The organism is Pseudonocardia sp. Cha107L01 (assembly GCF_052566575.1).
Genome location: NZ_CP199579.1, coordinates 1,159,409 through 1,175,508, shown reverse-complemented (window position 1 = coordinate 1,175,508; position 16,100 = coordinate 1,159,409). Strand labels below are relative to the sequence as shown.

General features: G+C 71.9%; 14 protein-coding genes. 2 read left to right on the top strand and 12 right to left on the bottom strand.

What is annotated here, in order from left to right; translation table 11 throughout:
• Positions 1-16: 16 nt before the first annotated feature.
• The 11 genes from mctP to ACTXG6_RS05530 all read right to left on the bottom strand — a co-directional run bounded on the left by mctP (position 17) and on the right by ACTXG6_RS05530 (position 14,115).
• A complete protein-coding gene (gene mctP, locus ACTXG6_RS05580) occupies positions 17-1,678 on the bottom strand; it encodes a monocarboxylate uptake permease MctP (RefSeq protein ID WP_445186686.1) in 1,662 nt (553 codons plus the stop codon).
• A complete protein-coding gene (locus ACTXG6_RS05575; RefSeq protein ID WP_445186685.1) occupies positions 1,675-1,944 on the bottom strand; it encodes a DUF3311 domain-containing protein in 270 nt (89 codons plus the stop codon). Before ACTXG6_RS05575 ends, mctP begins: the two co-directional genes overlap by 4 nt.
• Before the next feature lie 66 nt (positions 1,945-2,010).
• Positions 2,011-3,330: a hypothetical protein gene (locus ACTXG6_RS05570; RefSeq protein ID WP_445186684.1), complete on the bottom strand. Its 1,320-nt coding sequence runs from the start codon at positions 3,328-3,330 to the stop codon at positions 2,011-2,013.
• Positions 3,327-4,352, bottom strand: coding sequence for a hypothetical protein (locus tag ACTXG6_RS05565; protein ID WP_445186683.1), 1,026 nt, complete (start codon positions 4,350-4,352; stop codon positions 3,327-3,329). The genes ACTXG6_RS05570 and ACTXG6_RS05565 overlap by 4 nt, the downstream gene beginning before the upstream one ends.
• Before the next feature lie 151 nt (positions 4,353-4,503).
• Complete coding sequence (locus ACTXG6_RS05560) at positions 4,504-6,330, bottom strand: phosphoenolpyruvate carboxykinase (GTP) (protein WP_445186682.1); 1,827 nt, start codon at positions 6,328-6,330, stop codon at positions 4,504-4,506.
• A 275-nt stretch (positions 6,331-6,605) separates the two neighbouring features.
• A complete protein-coding gene (locus tag ACTXG6_RS05555; RefSeq protein ID WP_445186681.1) occupies positions 6,606-8,057 on the bottom strand; it encodes a metallopeptidase TldD-related protein in 1,452 nt (483 codons plus the stop codon).
• A complete protein-coding gene (locus ACTXG6_RS05550) occupies positions 8,058-9,581 on the bottom strand; it encodes a TldD/PmbA family protein (RefSeq protein ID WP_445186680.1) in 1,524 nt (507 codons plus the stop codon).
• A complete protein-coding gene (locus ACTXG6_RS05545) occupies positions 9,571-10,371 on the bottom strand; it encodes a helix-turn-helix domain-containing protein (RefSeq protein ID WP_445186679.1) in 801 nt (266 codons plus the stop codon). The genes ACTXG6_RS05550 and ACTXG6_RS05545 overlap by 11 nt, the downstream gene beginning before the upstream one ends.
• A 154-nt stretch (positions 10,372-10,525) precedes the next feature.
• The gene (locus ACTXG6_RS05540) at positions 10,526-10,798 is read right to left on the bottom strand and encodes a hypothetical protein (RefSeq protein ID WP_445186678.1); all 273 of its coding nucleotides are present in this window, start codon (positions 10,796-10,798) and stop codon (positions 10,526-10,528) included.
• A complete protein-coding gene (locus tag ACTXG6_RS05535; RefSeq protein ID WP_445186677.1) occupies positions 10,795-12,282 on the bottom strand; it encodes a hypothetical protein in 1,488 nt (495 codons plus the stop codon). Before ACTXG6_RS05535 ends, ACTXG6_RS05540 begins: the two co-directional genes overlap by 4 nt.
• Positions 12,283-12,351: 69 nt before the next feature.
• Positions 12,352-14,115, bottom strand: a complete 1,764-nt coding sequence (locus ACTXG6_RS05530; protein WP_445186676.1) for a DUF2339 domain-containing protein — start codon at positions 14,113-14,115, stop codon at positions 12,352-12,354.
• A 196-nt stretch (positions 14,116-14,311) separates the two neighbouring features.
• Here ACTXG6_RS05530 and trmB point away from each other — a divergent pair, with 196 nt between their 5' ends.
• Positions 14,312-14,977, top strand: coding sequence for a tRNA (guanosine(46)-N7)-methyltransferase TrmB (gene trmB / locus ACTXG6_RS05525; protein WP_445189924.1), 666 nt, complete (start codon positions 14,312-14,314; stop codon positions 14,975-14,977).
• Here the strand turns inward: trmB and paaI are convergent.
• On the bottom strand, positions 14,949-15,413 hold the full coding sequence (gene paaI / locus ACTXG6_RS05520; protein WP_445186675.1) for a hydroxyphenylacetyl-CoA thioesterase PaaI: 465 nt from the start codon (positions 15,411-15,413) through the stop codon (positions 14,949-14,951). The genes trmB and paaI overlap by 29 nt on opposite strands.
• Before the next feature lie 35 nt (positions 15,414-15,448).
• Here paaI and ACTXG6_RS05515 point away from each other — a divergent pair, with 35 nt between their 5' ends.
• A complete protein-coding gene (locus tag ACTXG6_RS05515; RefSeq protein ID WP_445186674.1) occupies positions 15,449-16,072 on the top strand; it encodes an NYN domain-containing protein in 624 nt (207 codons plus the stop codon).
• The last annotated feature ends 28 nt before the right edge of the window (positions 16,073-16,100 follow it).

Sequence of the window (16,100 nt, the reverse complement as noted above, 5' to 3'; positions counted from 1 at the left end):
TCACTCTGTGCGTTCTCTAATGGATCACTGAGCCCACCGCGGGTGGCTTAATTCTATCGCTCCCCTCGTCCGTGTGATAATCCTCCGCGGTGGTCTCGTCCTCGCCATTCGACGCCGAGGTGGCCCGCAGAACCAGCGTCGCGATGACCGCGACCAGCAGGTTCACCACCAGAGCGACGAAACCGACGTAGATCTGCACCGTCGAGCCGATGAACGGGTGCCAACCAAACACCGTGAGTTTGTCCAGGGTCAGCGCGGAGCCGCCGAAATGCAGCCGCTTCGCCGCCGGGTTGGGAATCTTGTAAAGCAGATACAGGCCGTAGCCCATCCCGGCGAGCCAGCCGGCGATCAGCGCCCAACGGTGCAACCAGCGGGTGTACAGCGCGATGGCCACCGCCGGCAGCGTCTGCAGGATGATCACGCCGCCGATCAGCTGCAGGTCGATCGAGAACTGCGGGTCCACCGCGACGATGAACAGCACCGCGCCGACCTTGACCACCAGCGAGGCGAGCTTGGCCTGCTTCGCCTCCTGCGCCGGGGTGGCGTCGCGCTTCAGGTACGTCTTGTAGATGTTGCGGGTCCACAGGTTCGCCGCCGCGATGGACATGATCGCCGCCGGCACCAGCGCGCCGATGCCGATCGCGGCGAACGCGATGCCGGCGAACACCGCGCCGAACTGGTTCTGGAACAGCACGGTGATGACGGTGTTGGTGTCCGGGCGGCCGGTGGCGTTGTTGGTGATCGGTTTGACGCCGGCCGCGATGGCCACGTAACCGAGCAGCGCCAGCAGCCCGAGCAGCAGCGAGTAGGCCGGCAGCGCGACCATGTTGCGCTTGAGGACAACCCGCCCGCGCGAGGCCAGCACGCCGGTCACCGAGTGCGGGTAGAGGAACAGCGCCAGCGCGGAGCCGAGCGCCAGCGTGACGTACTGCAGCTGGTTGTTGCCGGTCAGCAGGATGGAGCCCATCGGGGCGCCGGTGCTCGGGTTGGGGGTGGCGAGCTTCTTGGCCGACACGTCGAAGATGTGCGACCAGCCGCCGAGCTTGGCCGGCAGGTAGAACACCGCGACCAGGATCACCAGGTAGATCAGGATGTCCTTGACGAAGGCGATCAGCGCGGGCGCGCGCAGCCCGGACTGGTAGGTGTACAGCGCCAGGATGACGAACGCGACGAACAGCGGCAGGTGCCCGGCGATGCCGGAGGCGTTCAGCCCCATGGTCCGCAGCACCGCCTCCAGCCCGGCCAGCTGCAGGGCGATGTACGGCATCGTGGCGACGATCCCGGTCAGCGCGACCACCAGCGCCAGCAGCGAGCTGCCGTAGCGGCCGCGCACGAAGTCGGCCGGGGTGACGTAGCCGTGCACCCGCGACACCGACCACAGCCGCAGCACCGGCAGGAACACCAGCGGGTAGAGCACCACCGTGTAGGGCAGCGCGTAGAAGCCCAGCGCGCCGGCGCCGAAGAGCAGCGCGGGCACCGCGACGAACGTGTACGCGGTGTAGAGGTCGCCGCCGACCAGGAACCAGGTCACCCAGGAACCGAACTTGCGCCCGCCGAGGCCCCACTCGTCGAGATGGTCCAGGCTGCCACCCCGCTGCCACCTCGAGGCCAGGAACCCCAGCACTGTGACGGCGACGAACAGCACCGCGAACACCGTGAGCTCCACCCAGTGGATCATCGGGCGGTCCCCTCGTCCAGCTCGTCAACGCCACCGGAGGCACCGGGCGCCGGCAAGGTCGGCTCGCTCTTGGTCATCTTGAACACCACGGCGACACAGACCACCCCGACCGGCACGAACGCGAACTGCGACCAGTAGAAGAACGGCAGCCCGAACAGGCGGGGGGCATCCGAGTTGAACCACGGCACCACCAACATCAGGAACGGGACCAGCAGCAGCAGGTTCCACGCGTTCACGCGCAGACCCGACCCCTCGGGTGACGCCATCGAAACTCCTCTGACCGTGCCGAAACGGGAGCGTGCCGACGCGTCAGTCTGCCTCCTCCCGCCCGATCAGGCGATCACAAGAAGATAAAGTCCGATCATGGTGTAAACGATCATGAGTAGGACGAGTGGAACCTGGTCGGCCAGCCGCCGGCTCTCGGTGAGCGCCGAACTGTCGATCGACGCGGCGGCCGGGGTGCGGGCTGTCGGGTTCAGCGCGACCACGCGGTCGTGCGCGGCGATCACGCCGACCACGTGCCCGACCAGGATCGCGGCCACCTGGATGACCGCGATCAGCAGCGGGGCCGGCGCGCCGCGTAGCGCGGGCGCCGAGGGATCCGCCAGCTGCGCCAGTCCGCGCGGCCCCTCCACGAGCAGCAGTGAGGCGTAGTGCGCGATGGTGTAGCCGACGGCGATCGGGATCAGCGTGCTGACCAGCTCCCGGGCCAGCGCGCCGGTGGCGAGGCGGTAGCTGGCCGCGACCAGCGCGATGAGGGCGGCGAGTACGCCGGTGGCGATCAGCTCGACCGGTATCCCGGACGCGGCGGCGGCCACCTGGCTGGTGGTCGCCCACCACGGCGTGCCGGACACCCCGTCGAACACCGTCGAGCCCCACCACACGGCCAGCACAGCGACCAGGCCGGGCGCCGGCCGCACCGCGTTGAGCCCCCGGAACGGGTTGCGCAGCTCGACCTCGTGGTGGTTACCGGGGTACCCCGCACGGCCCACCGGGGACAGGGCGGCCACCAGCGACGAGTACGCCTCGAACGGATCCGCGCGGTCGAACCAGGAGGGGCCGTAGCGGAGCGCGCCGGCGGTGATCAGGACGGCGTACCCGGCCATGAACCCGCCGACCACCGGCGGGTCCGCCCGCGCGCCCGGGACCAGCTCCAGCCAGACGAACACGGTGAGCCCGAGCGCGGCCGGCCAGTAACCCAACGCGGGCGGCAGCTCCCGGTACCCGGCCGGCGGCAGCCGCAGGACGGTGCTGAGGCCGCGGTGCAGGGCGCGCAGCGGGTTGAGCACCCGCCACACCGGCCCGAACACCAGCGAGGCCGGCACGATGCCCACCCAGAGCAGCACGTAGAGCGCCCTCGGCGCCGGGTTGTGGTTCGGGTCCGGCACGCCGCTGAACGCCTGCACCAGGAGGTAGGCCAGCAGCGCGAGCATCAGACAGCGCAGGCCGAGCCGGACCCGGTCACTGTCCGCCAGTCGCTGCACCGCCGCCGGGAGCGGGCGCCCGGGGACGGCGGTGTGGAACCGCGACCGGCGCCAGGTCAGCCCGACCGCCAGGAACGACACCAGCACCACGAACCCGCCGGCCTGCAGCACCAGCTCGCCGGGCAGTGGAAGGTCGGCGCGCCCACCGATCCCGTGCGCCAGAATCACGACTGCCCCCCTGACGCCTCGGTGGCCGGCGGCACGGCCGACCCGGTCGCCGGCGTGCGGCGCATCAGCAGCCACGCGGCGGCCACCACACCCAGCCCGCCGCCGACGGTGAGCGCGATGAGCAGCCGGTCCAGGTCGGGGCCCCAGGCGAACGGGATGACCGCGTCGTGGAAGCTGAACACGTCGGCCGGCGCGATGATGATGGCCAGCAGCGCACCGGCCACCAGGCAGAGCAACGGCCCGGCCGGCCGGCCCCGCGCGGTCAGCCAGGCACCCGCCGCCCCGATCGGCCAGCCGACCACAGCGAACCCGGCGGCGGCCAGGAACACCCAGATCAGCGTGCCCTGCGCGACCACCAGCGCCGAGCCGTACATGTGCACCACATGCGCCCCCATCACCACCGCCGTGGCCACCGCCAACGTCCACCGACTCACCGCCGATACCCCACCCCGTGTCCCCCGCGAGTCGGGGCTCTCAGCACACTGAGTCGGGGATTTCAGCACACGCCGCCCCGAGGATCGGTTGCCCAACGCGACCAACCCGACCGGTAGGACCAGCGCACCCGCCGTCAGCAGCCACCACAGCCCGGCGTCCGGCGGCGGTGGCCAGCGCTGCTCGCCGACCAGCTCGATCGGCACGGTGCCGTCGCCGACCCGCAGTGGGATGCGCCAGGCCAGCCGCGCGTCCGGTGGCCGGGACTTCGTCGAGGCGGCGACGATCCGGGGGTCGGACCAGAGGGCGACGTCACCGGGGTCCACCACCGGTAGCGCGTTGATCACCGAGCCGGGCGGGGGCAGCACGCCGACCCGCTGACCGGTCCGGTTGTCCAGCCGTAGCCGGGCGCCGGCCTCCACCACGGTCACAGTCAGCCCGGGTACCGGCGGCTGGATGCCGACGACCACGGGTTCGTTGGACGACGAGGTCAGGCCGCCGGCGTGCGCCCACGCCACCCCGTCGCTGACCAACACGGCGACCGCACTGATCAGTGCGGTGGTGATCAGCCGAGCGGCCACGCGTCTCACCGGGCAGACGTTAGCCGGGCGGCAGTGTGCTGAGAGCCGCGACTCGGTGTGCTGAGAGCCCCGACTCGCGGGATGGGGGCGGAGCCCCCTCACGTACGGGACGGGGGCGGGCGCCTTGGCGCCCGCCCCCGTTTTATGCCCGTGCCCGGTATCAGGCGTTGAGGCGCTGCTTGAGTGCTTCGAACTCGTCGCGCATGGAGGTGGGCAGCGTGTCGCCGATCTGGGCGAACCACTCCTCGATCAGCGGCAGCTCGGCCTTCCACTCCTCGATGTGCACCGCGAGCGAGTCGGCGACGTCGGCGGTGACGCCGTCCAAGCCCTCCAGGTCGATCTGGTCGGGCGTCGGCACGTAGCCGATCGGCGTCTCCACAGCGGCGGCCTTGCCCTCGATGCGCTCGACCATCCACTTCAGCACGCGGCTGTTCTCGCCGAAGCCGGGCCACAGGAAGCGCCGGTCCTCGCCGCGGCGGAACCAGTTCACGCAGAAGATCTTGGGCAGCTTGCTGGCGTCCGCGCTCTTGCCGACGTCGATCCAGTGCTGGAAGTAGTCACTGACGCCGTAGCCGAGGAACGGCAGCATGGCCATCGGGTCGCGGCGCACCATGCCGACCTTGCCGGCCGCGGCGGCGGTCTTCTCCGAGGACAGGGTGGCGCCGACGAACACGCCGTGCTGCCAGTCGCGGGACTCGGCGACCAGCGGGACGGTGTCCGCGCGGCGGCCGCCGAACACGATCGCCGAGATCGGCACACCCTGCGGGTCCTGCCACTCCGGCGCGACCACCGGGCACTGCGAGATCGGGGTGGTGTAGCGGGAGTTGGGGTGGGCGGCGGCGAACTCCGAGTCCGGCGTCCACTCCTGCCCGGTCCACGCGGTGAGGTGCTGGGGCTCGCCCTCCAGGCCCTCCCACCAGATGTCGCCGTCATCGGTCAGCGCCACGTTGGTGAACAGCGAGTTGCCCTGCTCGATGGTGCGCATCGCGTTCGGGTTGGTCTTCCAGTTGGTGCCCGGCGCCACGCCGAAGAAGCCGAACTCCGGGTTCACCGCGTACAGCCGGCCGTCCTTGCCGAAGCGCATCCACGCGATGTCGTCGCCGACGGTCTGCGCGGTCCAACCCTCCACGGTCGGCTGCAGCATCGCCAGGTTGGTCTTGCCACAGGCCGACGGGAACGCGGCGGCGATGTAGTAGTCCTTCTTCTCCGGGCTGGTCAGCTTGAGGATCAGCATGTGCTCGGCCAGCCAGCCCTCGTCGTGGGCTATGGCCGAGGCGATCCGCAGCGCGTAGCACTTCTTGCCCAGCAGCGCGTTGCCGCCGTAACCCGAGCCGTAGCTCCAGATCTCGCGGGACTCCGGGAAGTGCGCGATGTACTTGGTCTCGTTGCACGGCCAGGCGACGTCCTGCTGCCCGGGCTCCAGCGGCGCGCCGACGGTATGCAGGCAGGGCACGAACTTGTCCCCGGCCGGACCGTCGAACAGCGGCAGCACCGAGGCGCCCATCCGGGTCATGATGCGCATCGAGGCCACCACGTACTCGGAGTCGGTGATCTCGACCCCGAGCATCGGCTGCTCGGCGTCGGTCGGCCCCATGCAGAACGGGACGACGTACATGGTGCGGCCGCGCATCGAACCCTGGAACAGACCGTTCAGGGTCTCCCTCATCTCCTTCGGGTCGACCCAGTTGTTGGTCGGCCCGGCGCCTTCCTTGGTCTCACTACAGATATAGGTGCGTTCCTCGACGCGGGCGACATCCTTGGGATCGGAGGCGCACCAGAAGGAGTTCGGTTTCTTCTCTTCGTTCAGGCGTATGAATGTGCCGGCCTCGACCAGCTGCGAGGTCATTCGGTCCCACTCGGCTTCCGAGCCGTCCGCCCAGACCACCCGTTCCGGCGTCGTGAGCTCGGCCACCTCGCGGACCCAGCTCAACAGCCTGGCGTTCGTCGTGGGGGCCTGTTCGAGCCCGGGAACGGTTGCAGCGGTCATGTTTGACGTCTCCTTGCTGGCGGCCGTCTCATGAAATGGCTTGGAATGCCCAAGCCGCCCGCCAAGACCTTGGTGCTGACGGGCATGTTCCGAGAGGAGGGTTGGCCTTGGAGGTTAGTCGCGCAAAGCGCATCGCACAGCCGCTGGACACTGTCACATCACTCACAGGAGCGATCAAGGGAAACGATTCAGAAGCCGAAAAGCGCTGGAGATCACTGCGTAAGCGCTTACGTTTCCATCCGATCAGAGATCCAATTCAGTGCTCGATTTCACACCTAGCTGGCCTGGCTGACCGAGGACATGTTGAAGTCCGGGACCAACATCGCCGGCATCAGGGTGCGGGTGAACCAGTCCTTGAACTCCCGGGGCAGCGTGCGCTCGGCGGAGCCGACCGAGCTCGCACGGCGCAGCAGGTCCAGCGGCGACTCGTTGAACCGGAAGTTGTTCACCTCGCCGACCACCTCACCGCCCTCGACCAGGTAGACCCCGTCCCGGGTCAACCCGGTGAGCAGCAGGGTGCCCGGGTCCACGACCCGGATGTACCACAGGCAGGTCAGCAGCAGCCCGCGTTCGGTACGCGCGACAAGGTCGGCGAGCGAGCCGCCGGTGCCGCCGGTGAGCGCCAGGTTGTCGCCCGGTGCGGCGAACTCGGCACCGAACTCCGCCGCCGCCGCCCTCGGGTAGGTCAGCGCGTTGACCGTCCCGTCGGCGATCCAGTCCACCCGGCCGAGCGGCGCGCCGTTGTCGAACACGCTGACGTCGTCACTGGAGTACGCGGTGGCCAGGAACGGCACCGTGCCGAGACCGGCTGACTCGGCCGAGCCCATGGCCGGGTCGCTGGTCAGGGTGAGTGGCAGCGTCGTCAGCCGCTCGCCGACCCGGGTGGCCGCGGTGGACCCGGCCGGGGCGGAGAACGGGCTGCGGCCCTCCTGCGCGGTCCGCCCGGACATGCCCCAGCACAGGTAGGTCAGCAGGTCGGCGACCGCGGAGGGCGGCAGGATCGTCGGGTAGCGCCCGGCCGGCGCCTCGACGCGGCGGGCACCCCAGGACAGCCTGGTGGCCAGCTCGGCGTCCAGCTCGAGCAGGTCGACGTCGGTGAAGTCGGCGGTGGAACGGCCGCCCCAGGCCGAACGGGTCAGGTCGGCGGTCTTGGCGTTCAGCTCGACCGACCCGGTCGGCTGGGTCCACCGCCTGCGCACCCCGGTGGAGGTACCCAGCCAGGTGGTGGCCACCTCATGGCTGGCGAAACCGTAGAGCGTGCGCTTGCCGTCAGCGGCACCGTCGCGGCCCCGGGCGAACGCCTCGGCCAGCTGCTCGGCCAGTGCCCCGTACACACCGATCGACGTCTCGCCGGCCGGGTCCGCCCAGCCGGCGGAGTCGGCGGCGCCACCGGGGAGCGGCAGCTCGGCGACATCCCGCGCGGGGCCGGACTGGCGTGCGGCCAGCTCGCTGGCCCGCACCATCGACTCGATCTCACTCGCGTCGGTGACCTGCGCGGAGGAGCTGACCACGCCGGCGGCCACCCCACCGGCGCCGTTGCCCGCACCGGCCAGCTTGACCAGGGAGATCACCGACCAGCTCAGCGCGGTGCTGTGCCCGTTCGTGGTCATCGTGCTGTTCGCCCAGCGCAGCACCGCCTCGCTGGACTCGGTGACCAGCACGACGCGGCCGACGACGTCCGTCCCCCGGACCGCGAGGGCCCGCTCGACCAGCTCCTGCGCGCGCATCTAACGCCCCGCCTCCCGCGCCGCATTGAGTACGTTGACCTGCTCGAAGAGCCCGGGCGGGCAACCGTGGCTGACCGCGGCGACCTGCCCCGGCTGGGCCTTGCCGCAGTTCAGCGCGCCGGACAACAGCCAGCTGGACGGCCCGCCCAACGCACGCAGCGAGCCCCAGAAGTCGGTGGTGGTCGCCTGGTAGGCCACATCGCGCAGCTGCCCGGCGAGGCGGCCGTTCTCGATCCGGTAGAACCGCTGCCCGGTGAACTGGAAGTTGTACCGCTGCATGTCGATCGACCAGGACTTGTCGCCCACCACGTAGATGCCCCGGTCCACACCGGCGATCAGCTCGTCGGTGGTGGTGTCCCGCGCCGGGTCCGGTTGCAGCGAGACGTTGGCCATCCGCTGGATCGGCACATGGTGCGGCGAGTCGGCGAAAGCACAGCCGTTGGACCGCTCCAGGCCGAGCCGGGGGGCGAACGTGCGGTCCAGCTGGTAGCCGACCAGCATGCCGTCGCGCACCAGGTCCCACTCGCCGGTGGCCACGCCGTCGTCGTCGTAGCCGACCGTGGCAAGCCCGTGCGGCACGGTGCGGTCCCCGGTCACGTGCATGAGCTCGGAGCCGTAGCGCAGGGTGCCGAGCAGGTCCGGGGTGGCGAAGCTGGTTCCCGCATAGGCCGCCTCGTAGCCGATCGCCCTGTCGTACTCGGTGGCATGGCCGACCGACTCGTGGATGGTCAGCCACAGGTTGGTCGGGTCGATGACCAGGTCGTAGCGGCCGGGATCGACCGACGGCGCCTTCATCTTCTCGGCCAGCAGCTCGGGTACCTGGGCCAGCTCGGCGTCGAAGTCCCAGCCGCCGGCGGTGCCCAGGGCGTACTCCCAGCCCCGCCCGACCGGCGGCGCGAGCGTGCGCATGGTCTCGAACTGCCCGGCGGCCCGGTCCACGGCGGTCGCGGTGAACCGGGGCTCGATCCAGACCCGCTGCTGCATGGTGGTGGTGCCGGCCAGGTCGGCGTAGAACTTGTTCTCCTTGACCTGGGGGCAGGCGGCGTCCGCGTGGTCCACCCCGTCGGCGGCCAGCAACCGCTCCGACCAGTCGCCGAGCAGCGCGATCTTGTCCTGGGTGGGCACGGTGAACGGGTCGATGTCGTAGTCGGACACCCAGCTGACCCCGGCGTACACCGGCTCGTCGGCGCGCACCACCGGCTCGGTGTTCACCGCGCGCAGGGTGCGGGCGACCTCGACGGCCCTGGCGGCGATCGCGGCCGCGGCGGTCGGGGTCAGCTCGACGGTGGAGGCGAAACCCCAGGTGCCGTCCACGATCACCCGCACCGCCAACCCGACCGTGATCGCGTCCATCGCCGAGGAGACCGCGCCGTCGCGCAGCGCGAGCGACTGGCTGAGGATGCGCTCCACCCGCACGTCCGCGTGGCTGGCGCCGAGCTGGCGGGCCCGGCTCAGCGCGGCGTCGGCGAGCGCGCTCAACGGCAGTGCCCGGAACTCTGGATCTATCCGCTCGTCACCCTCCACGAGCGGTGAACCTACCCGTCACCTCCCGCGCGGCCGGGCCGAGACCACCGTCGTCGGCCGAGTCCGTGGCGAGCAGCGCGGTCAGGCTGACCACCGGCACCGCGGCACCGTTGAACTTCGGGTGCTCGGGATGTACCACCCGGGTCGCCGGCCGGATCGGCCCGGAGCGCAGCACCGCACGCACCCCGCCGATTCCGAGCGCCCACACCGGATCCGAGTCCGGGTCGGCACCGAGCACCAGGTTGACGCCCTGCCAGCGCGCGGTGGCCAGCTGCTTCAACCGGTTCCGGTGCTCCTCGCGCAGGTGGATGACCAGATGCCTGGTACGCAGCGGCACGCCCTGCAGCACCGCGGCGACCTCCCCGCCGACCACCACGTCGAGGCCCTCGGCGGCGGCGGCGCAGACCGTGGCCAGCAGGTCGAGCACCTGCCGGCCGAGCAGCTCGTCCAGGTCGACCGGTCGGCCGAGCTGCTCGTCGAGCACCGCCTCGGTCGGTTCCAGCGTGATCGCCGGCAACCACCCCAGTGGGGCCAACGCGGCCCGCAGGGTGGCCAACGTCGGGGTCACCGTGCCGGACGACCAGCGGGACACCGTTTCGCGGCGCAGACCGCAGCGGTCGGCCAGGTCCGCCTGGGAGATCCGCAGGTAGTCCTGCAGATACCCGATCAGCTCCGGCACGGTTCGGAACCGCACGCCGTCCGGTTCGACCCGGTTCGCGCCCACACCGACCCGGCGCAACCGACCGTCCCGGTCGCGCATGCCGTCGCGCCGACGGGTGGCCCGCGTCATCGGGGCTCTGGCGGGGAGGTGTTTTGGGGTGTGAGCCTTCGCTCACATTTTGCGCCGAAATGTGAGCCATCGCGCACACCGTCGCACATCACCTCCCGCCGCCGCCCCGATCCCCTCGACGCGAGCGCGCCGCCGATGCCCGGGCACACCGATGTCACGGTCGGTCCGTCCAGAACGGGTCGTAACAGGCATCGGCCGCCGGGTCGGTCGGCCACCAGGGCACCGGGTCGACCGTGAGATCGGTGGTGCTGGCGGCCCCGTCCGGGCCGATCCGGATGAACAGGTCGGCCAGCCCGTCCCGGTCCACGTCCACCAGCAGCGCGAAGTCCAGGGGATCCGGCAGCAACACGGTGTCCGGGTGGCCGTCGAGGTCGGTGTCCACGCCGGTGTTGATCTCGATCCGGTCGCGGTCGTCGGGGCGGATCATCCGGCCAGCTCCGGCTCCGCGAGCGGCACGGCGAGCAACCGGACCAGCTCGGCGCCCGCGGCCCTGAGCTCGTCGGTGCTCCGGTTGTCCGCGCTGCGCAACTCGGCGCGCCGGACCGCCGCCCGGCGCGCCAGCCGCTCATGTTCCCGCAGCCGCGCCGAGAGCACGGCGACCCGTTCGTCGACCGCGCGGCTCACCGCCCCGCCCAACCGGCGCTCCTCGGCCAGCGCTCGTTCGGTCACCATCGCCTCGAGGCCGATCCGCAGCTCATCGAGCACCCCGCCCACCCACTGGGCGAGCCTGGCGCGCTCCGTCACCGCCCGACGGGCGCGCGCGAGCCACCACGCGGCGCCGACGCCGAGCCCGACCGAGACCGGCATCGCCGAAGCGCCGAGCACCGACGTCACCTCGAGCAGCGACGACATCGCCAGCCGCCCCAGCCCGAGCCCACCGGATGCGCCGACCACCAACATCAGCCGGTCCTCCAACACCGATCGGCTGGACCGGACCGGCGGCGCGATACTCGGTACCGGCGGGCCCATCCTCGCCGCGTGCTCGCCCGGCGGGGCCCCGTCCACCGGCTGCCCGGTGATCTCGTACAGGTCCTCGATCTGCTCGGACACCCGCCGGGCGAGCTCGCCGGCGGCCGAGCCGAACTGCTCGGGGAACCGGGCACGAGCGGCTCTGTCGGCGTGATTGAGCTGTTCACGCGCGTCGTCCCGCAGTATCCGCAGCGCACCGGTCAGCTCCAGCGAGGTGCGCCCACGCAGCTCCGCCAGGTCGTTTCGGAACCGCCTCGGCCACTCGCCGATCGCCTCCCGGTGCAGGCCCGCCAGCTCGTCGCGGTTCCTGCCCAACGCTTCCCCGGTGGCGATCTCGCGGCGGGCGGCGTTGCGCTGCCGGGTCAGCCGCCGACCCAGTGCTTCCACCAGCCCGGTCTCCAGGACGCGCAGTGCATTGCGGTATCCGGGGTAGTCGGCGGGCCGGACGAGCGCGGCCACCAACCGCCCCGGTCCCTCGGCGAGCAGGTGGACCGGCGCGGCGGCCAGCCTGGGCAGCTGCTCCGCCAGCCGGGCGCGGACAGCGGCGAGCGCGGCACCACCGCCCCGGCCCGGTTCGGTGCCGGCCAGCGCGAGGTGCACCTCGTCCACCTGCCCGGCCAGTGCCGCCAACCGTGCCCAGTGCGCCTCGGGAGCCGACGCGGCCGCGTCGAACACCCACACCACGGCGCGCGTCTCGGCGATCCTGGCGTGTCGATCCGACACCTCGACCGGCGCGCACCGGAGCCGGGCGGGCACTCGGGCGGCGAGTGCCGCGGCCAGCTGGCCGACCGCCTGCTCGGCCGGCCCCAGGACCAGCACCGCGTCCGGTGGCGGCTCGTCGCCCAGCCGCTGGACCTGTTCGGCTCGCGCCGGGTCGTGCCGGGCGAGCAGCTCGAGCAGCGCGACCGGAACGAAGGGCGGGGCCGGGACGCCGGCTGCCACGGTGAGGTGATCCACACCAGTGATGGTCAGCGACGGCCCGGCGCACCGGGGCGGTTCGGGGGAAATCGTTCACTCCTGCGAACGCGCGACCAGCCGGGCGTAGCGGGTGCCGGCGGCCAGCATCAGCAGTCCGGCGCCGACGAACGCGGCGACCCGGGCCAGGCCGTCCAGCGACACCAGGTCGAACAGGACCAGTTTGGCCACCGCCGCCGCGATCAGCACCAGGCCGGCCACCCTCGGTGCCGGCCGGTCGATCCCCCGGGCCAGCAACAGCAGCGCGGCCAGCGTCCAGGAGATGGTCACCAGCGCGTGGCCGCCGATGAATCCGGGCCGCGCGGGCACCAGCAGCAGCGCGGCGGTGACCACGGTGCCGGCAGCGCCGTACAGCGCGGTCGCCCCGGCCGGCACCCACAGCCATGCCGACCGGGCGGCTCCCTTGGCCAGCCCCAGCCGTACCGAGGCCACCATGACCGCCGTGGCCAGCAGCAACACCAGCACCGACAGGGTGAGCCCGGTGAGCAGCGCACGGACGTCGGGTTCCCCCCGCGACAGGTACGGCTGTGCCGGGAACTCGACCAGGGCACGCAGCGGAGCGTCGCGCCACACCGCGAGCGACAGTCCGACCAACCCATAGCAGACCCCGCCGACCAACGGGCCACGTCGACCGGCGACGGCGGCCAGCACCGCGAGCACCAGCGCCTGGCCGAGCAACACGCCGGTGAGCGCGGTGCCACCGACCTGCAGCGCGGTGGCCTCGAAGATCGCCACCCCGCCGATGGCCGCGCCGGTCACCCTGGTCAGCCGGTGCGGCCGCGGCAGCTTCGGCAGCGGTGCGGCCACCGTCAGTGCGGCCAGGCCGACGACCGCGGCCAGCGAGGCGCCCCGCCAGTCGACGTACAGGGTGGCCATGGCCAGCAGGGGCATCGGGGCGGCGACCAGCCGCACCGCAACGGCCACCGGGTTCAGCCGGTTGGAGCCGAGCACGGCGAGCGCCAGTCCGACCACGAACACCGCGGCCACGGCGGCCACCGTGGGACCGAGGTCGGGCTCGCCGTTCAGCGACTCGTTCAGCACAGCGGCGAACACCGCGACCGACCCGTAGAGCACCGGGAAGAAGGCGGCGACCATGGCCAGCCCGGTCCACCGCCGGCGCAGTGCCACCGGTGCGGCGGCCACCTGCGGCACCAGCGCCAACGCCACCAGCAGCGGCATGGAACCGCCGTACAACGCCGGCAGCATCAGCCCGACTCCGAGTACCGCGCCGCAGGCCAGCAGCTCGGAGCGCCACCGGTCGGCCACCGCCAGCCCGGCACCGGCCACGAGCAGCCCGACCAGCAGGCCGATTGCGTCCGGCAGGTAGTGGTAGCGCGCCGTCGCGGTGACCACGTCCAGGTACAGCGCGGTTATGCCGGTGCCGGCCAGCGCGAGCGCCCCGGCCTGTCCCTCGACCCGGCGGTGCACCCGGTGCGCGAGGCCGACCAGCACCAGTCCGAGGATCCCGCCGGCGAACAGCCGCGCCGACACCCCGAACCAACCCCAGCTCGCCGCCAACGCCAGGAACATCACGACGCCGATCAACGTGATCGCGCCGCCGGCCCAGGGCAGCAGCTGCCCGTTGAGCTGGCTCTCCCTGCTGTTCGGCGGCTCCGGAGAGGGCTGGGCGGGCGGTGTTGGCTGCGCCGGCGGCGGTGACGTCGGCTGGTGCGGCGGCACCGAGGGCGGGGGCGCCATGGACAGCAGCTCGAAGCGCGCCCACGCCAGCCGCCGGCCGAGCTCGGCCAGTTCGGCGGCCAGACGGGCGACCCGGTCGGCATCGGACAGTGTCGTGGACATAGCGCCAGGATCGCCTCGGCGGCGGCCGGGCGAATCAGTATTAGTACGGGGATCCCGGTCACGAGGCGGTCTCGGTCGTGGCCGACGTATCGTTCCGGGCGTGTCAGAAGCCCAGACCGCGCCCAGCTCGCGGGCCGCGGATCGCGTGCCCGCCGGCGGCCGGGAAGTGGTCAGCTTCGTGCACCGGGGCGGCCGGATGACCGACGGCCAGGAACACGCCTGGCGCCAGAGCTGGTCGACCTACGGGCGCGAGCTGCCGCTGAACGAGCCGCTGTCGAGTGCACCGGGCGAGCCACTGGACCTGCCCCGCTGGTTCGGCCGGACCGCACCGGTGATCATGGAGATCGGCTCCGGGATGGGCGAGTCCACGGCCGCGCTGGCCGCCGCCGCACCGGACCGCGACCACCTCGCGGTCGAGGTCTACCAGCCCGGCCTCGGCCAACTGCTGATGCGGATCCGGGAGCAGGGGCTGACCAACCTGCGGCTGCTGCGCGGCGACGCGGTGCGGGTGCTCACCGCGTACCTCGGACCGGGCACGCTGGCCGGTATCCGGGTGTACTTCCCGGACCCGTGGCCCAAGCGCAAGCACCACAAGCGGCGGCTGATCCAGCCCGAGTTCGTCGCGCTGGCCGCCTCCCGGCTGCACCCCGGCGGCACCCTGCACCTGGCCACCGACTGGGCGCACTACGCCGCCCAGATGTACGAGGTCTGTGAGGGCGAGCCGACGCTGCGCAACACCGCCGCCGACGGCGGCTGGAGCCCCCGCCCGGACTGGCGGCCGCTCACCAAGTTCGAGCAGCGCGCCCGGATCGAGGGCCGGGAGGTCCGCGACCTCATCTATCGGCGGGCGGATCCGGAATGAACCCGGGCGGGTGCGCCAGCGTCGGCACCGCCCTGCTGCGTCCCCGGAACTCGGCGACCACCGCGTCGCCGGCGCGCACCGTCACGTCGTAGAGCCCGGAGCGGCCGACCTCGGAACGCAACCGCGCCTCGGCGACGAGCTCCTCACCGAGCGCACCGGAGCGCAGGAACACGATGTCCGCGCCGGCCGCCAGGGTGGGCACCCCGAAGCTGTTGCAGGCGTAGGCGAACGCCGCATCGGCGAGCAGGAACAGGTAGCCGCCGTGGCACACCCCGTGCCCGTTCACGTGTCGCTCGGTCACCGTCAGCCGAGCCACCGCCCGTCCCGGGCCGACGTCGAGGAGCTCCACGCCGGCCCCGGCCTGCGCCGCGTCCGAGGCGCGCATCGCATCCGCGATCCGCCGAGCCAGTGCTTCCGCGCGTTGATCAGCCGCCATGGGATAACAGTGTGCAGGCCAGCTAGGGTCCTCCCATGACCGACGTCGAAGTACCGCAGTCACCCGGGAGCCGGGTGCTGCTGGTCTGGGACGCACCGAACATGGACATGAGCCTCGGCTCGCTGCTCGGTGCCCGCCCGACATCGGCGTACCGGCCCCGTTTCGACGCAGTGGGGCGCTGGCTGCTCGAGCTGGCCGGTGACGGCGTCGCCGAGGCGTGCGTGTTCACCAACGTCACCCCGGGCAGCACCGAGGTGGTGCGGCCGTGGGTCGAGGCGCTGCGCAACGTCGGCTTCGCGGTGTTCGCCAAGCCGAAGGTCACCGACGACAGCGACATCGACTCGGACATGCTCGACCACATCGAGCTGCGCCGCAAAGAGGGCGACCTCGCCCAGGTCGTGGTGGCCTCCGGCGACGGCCGGGCGTTCCGGTCCCCGCTGGAGGCGCTGGTCCGCGACGGGATCGACGTCACGGTCATCGGCTTCCGGGAGTACGCCACCTTCGCGCAGTCCTCGGAGGTGATCGGTTTCCGCGACCTGGAGGAGATCGACGGCGTGTTCCGCGAGCCGCTGCCTCGGATGACGCTGGACTCGCTGCCCGACGAGGGGGCCTGGCTGCAGCCGTTCCGTTCCCTGCGATCGCTGTTGGAGAAGCGTTGAGCGCTGCCTACGACGGCACTGTTTACGA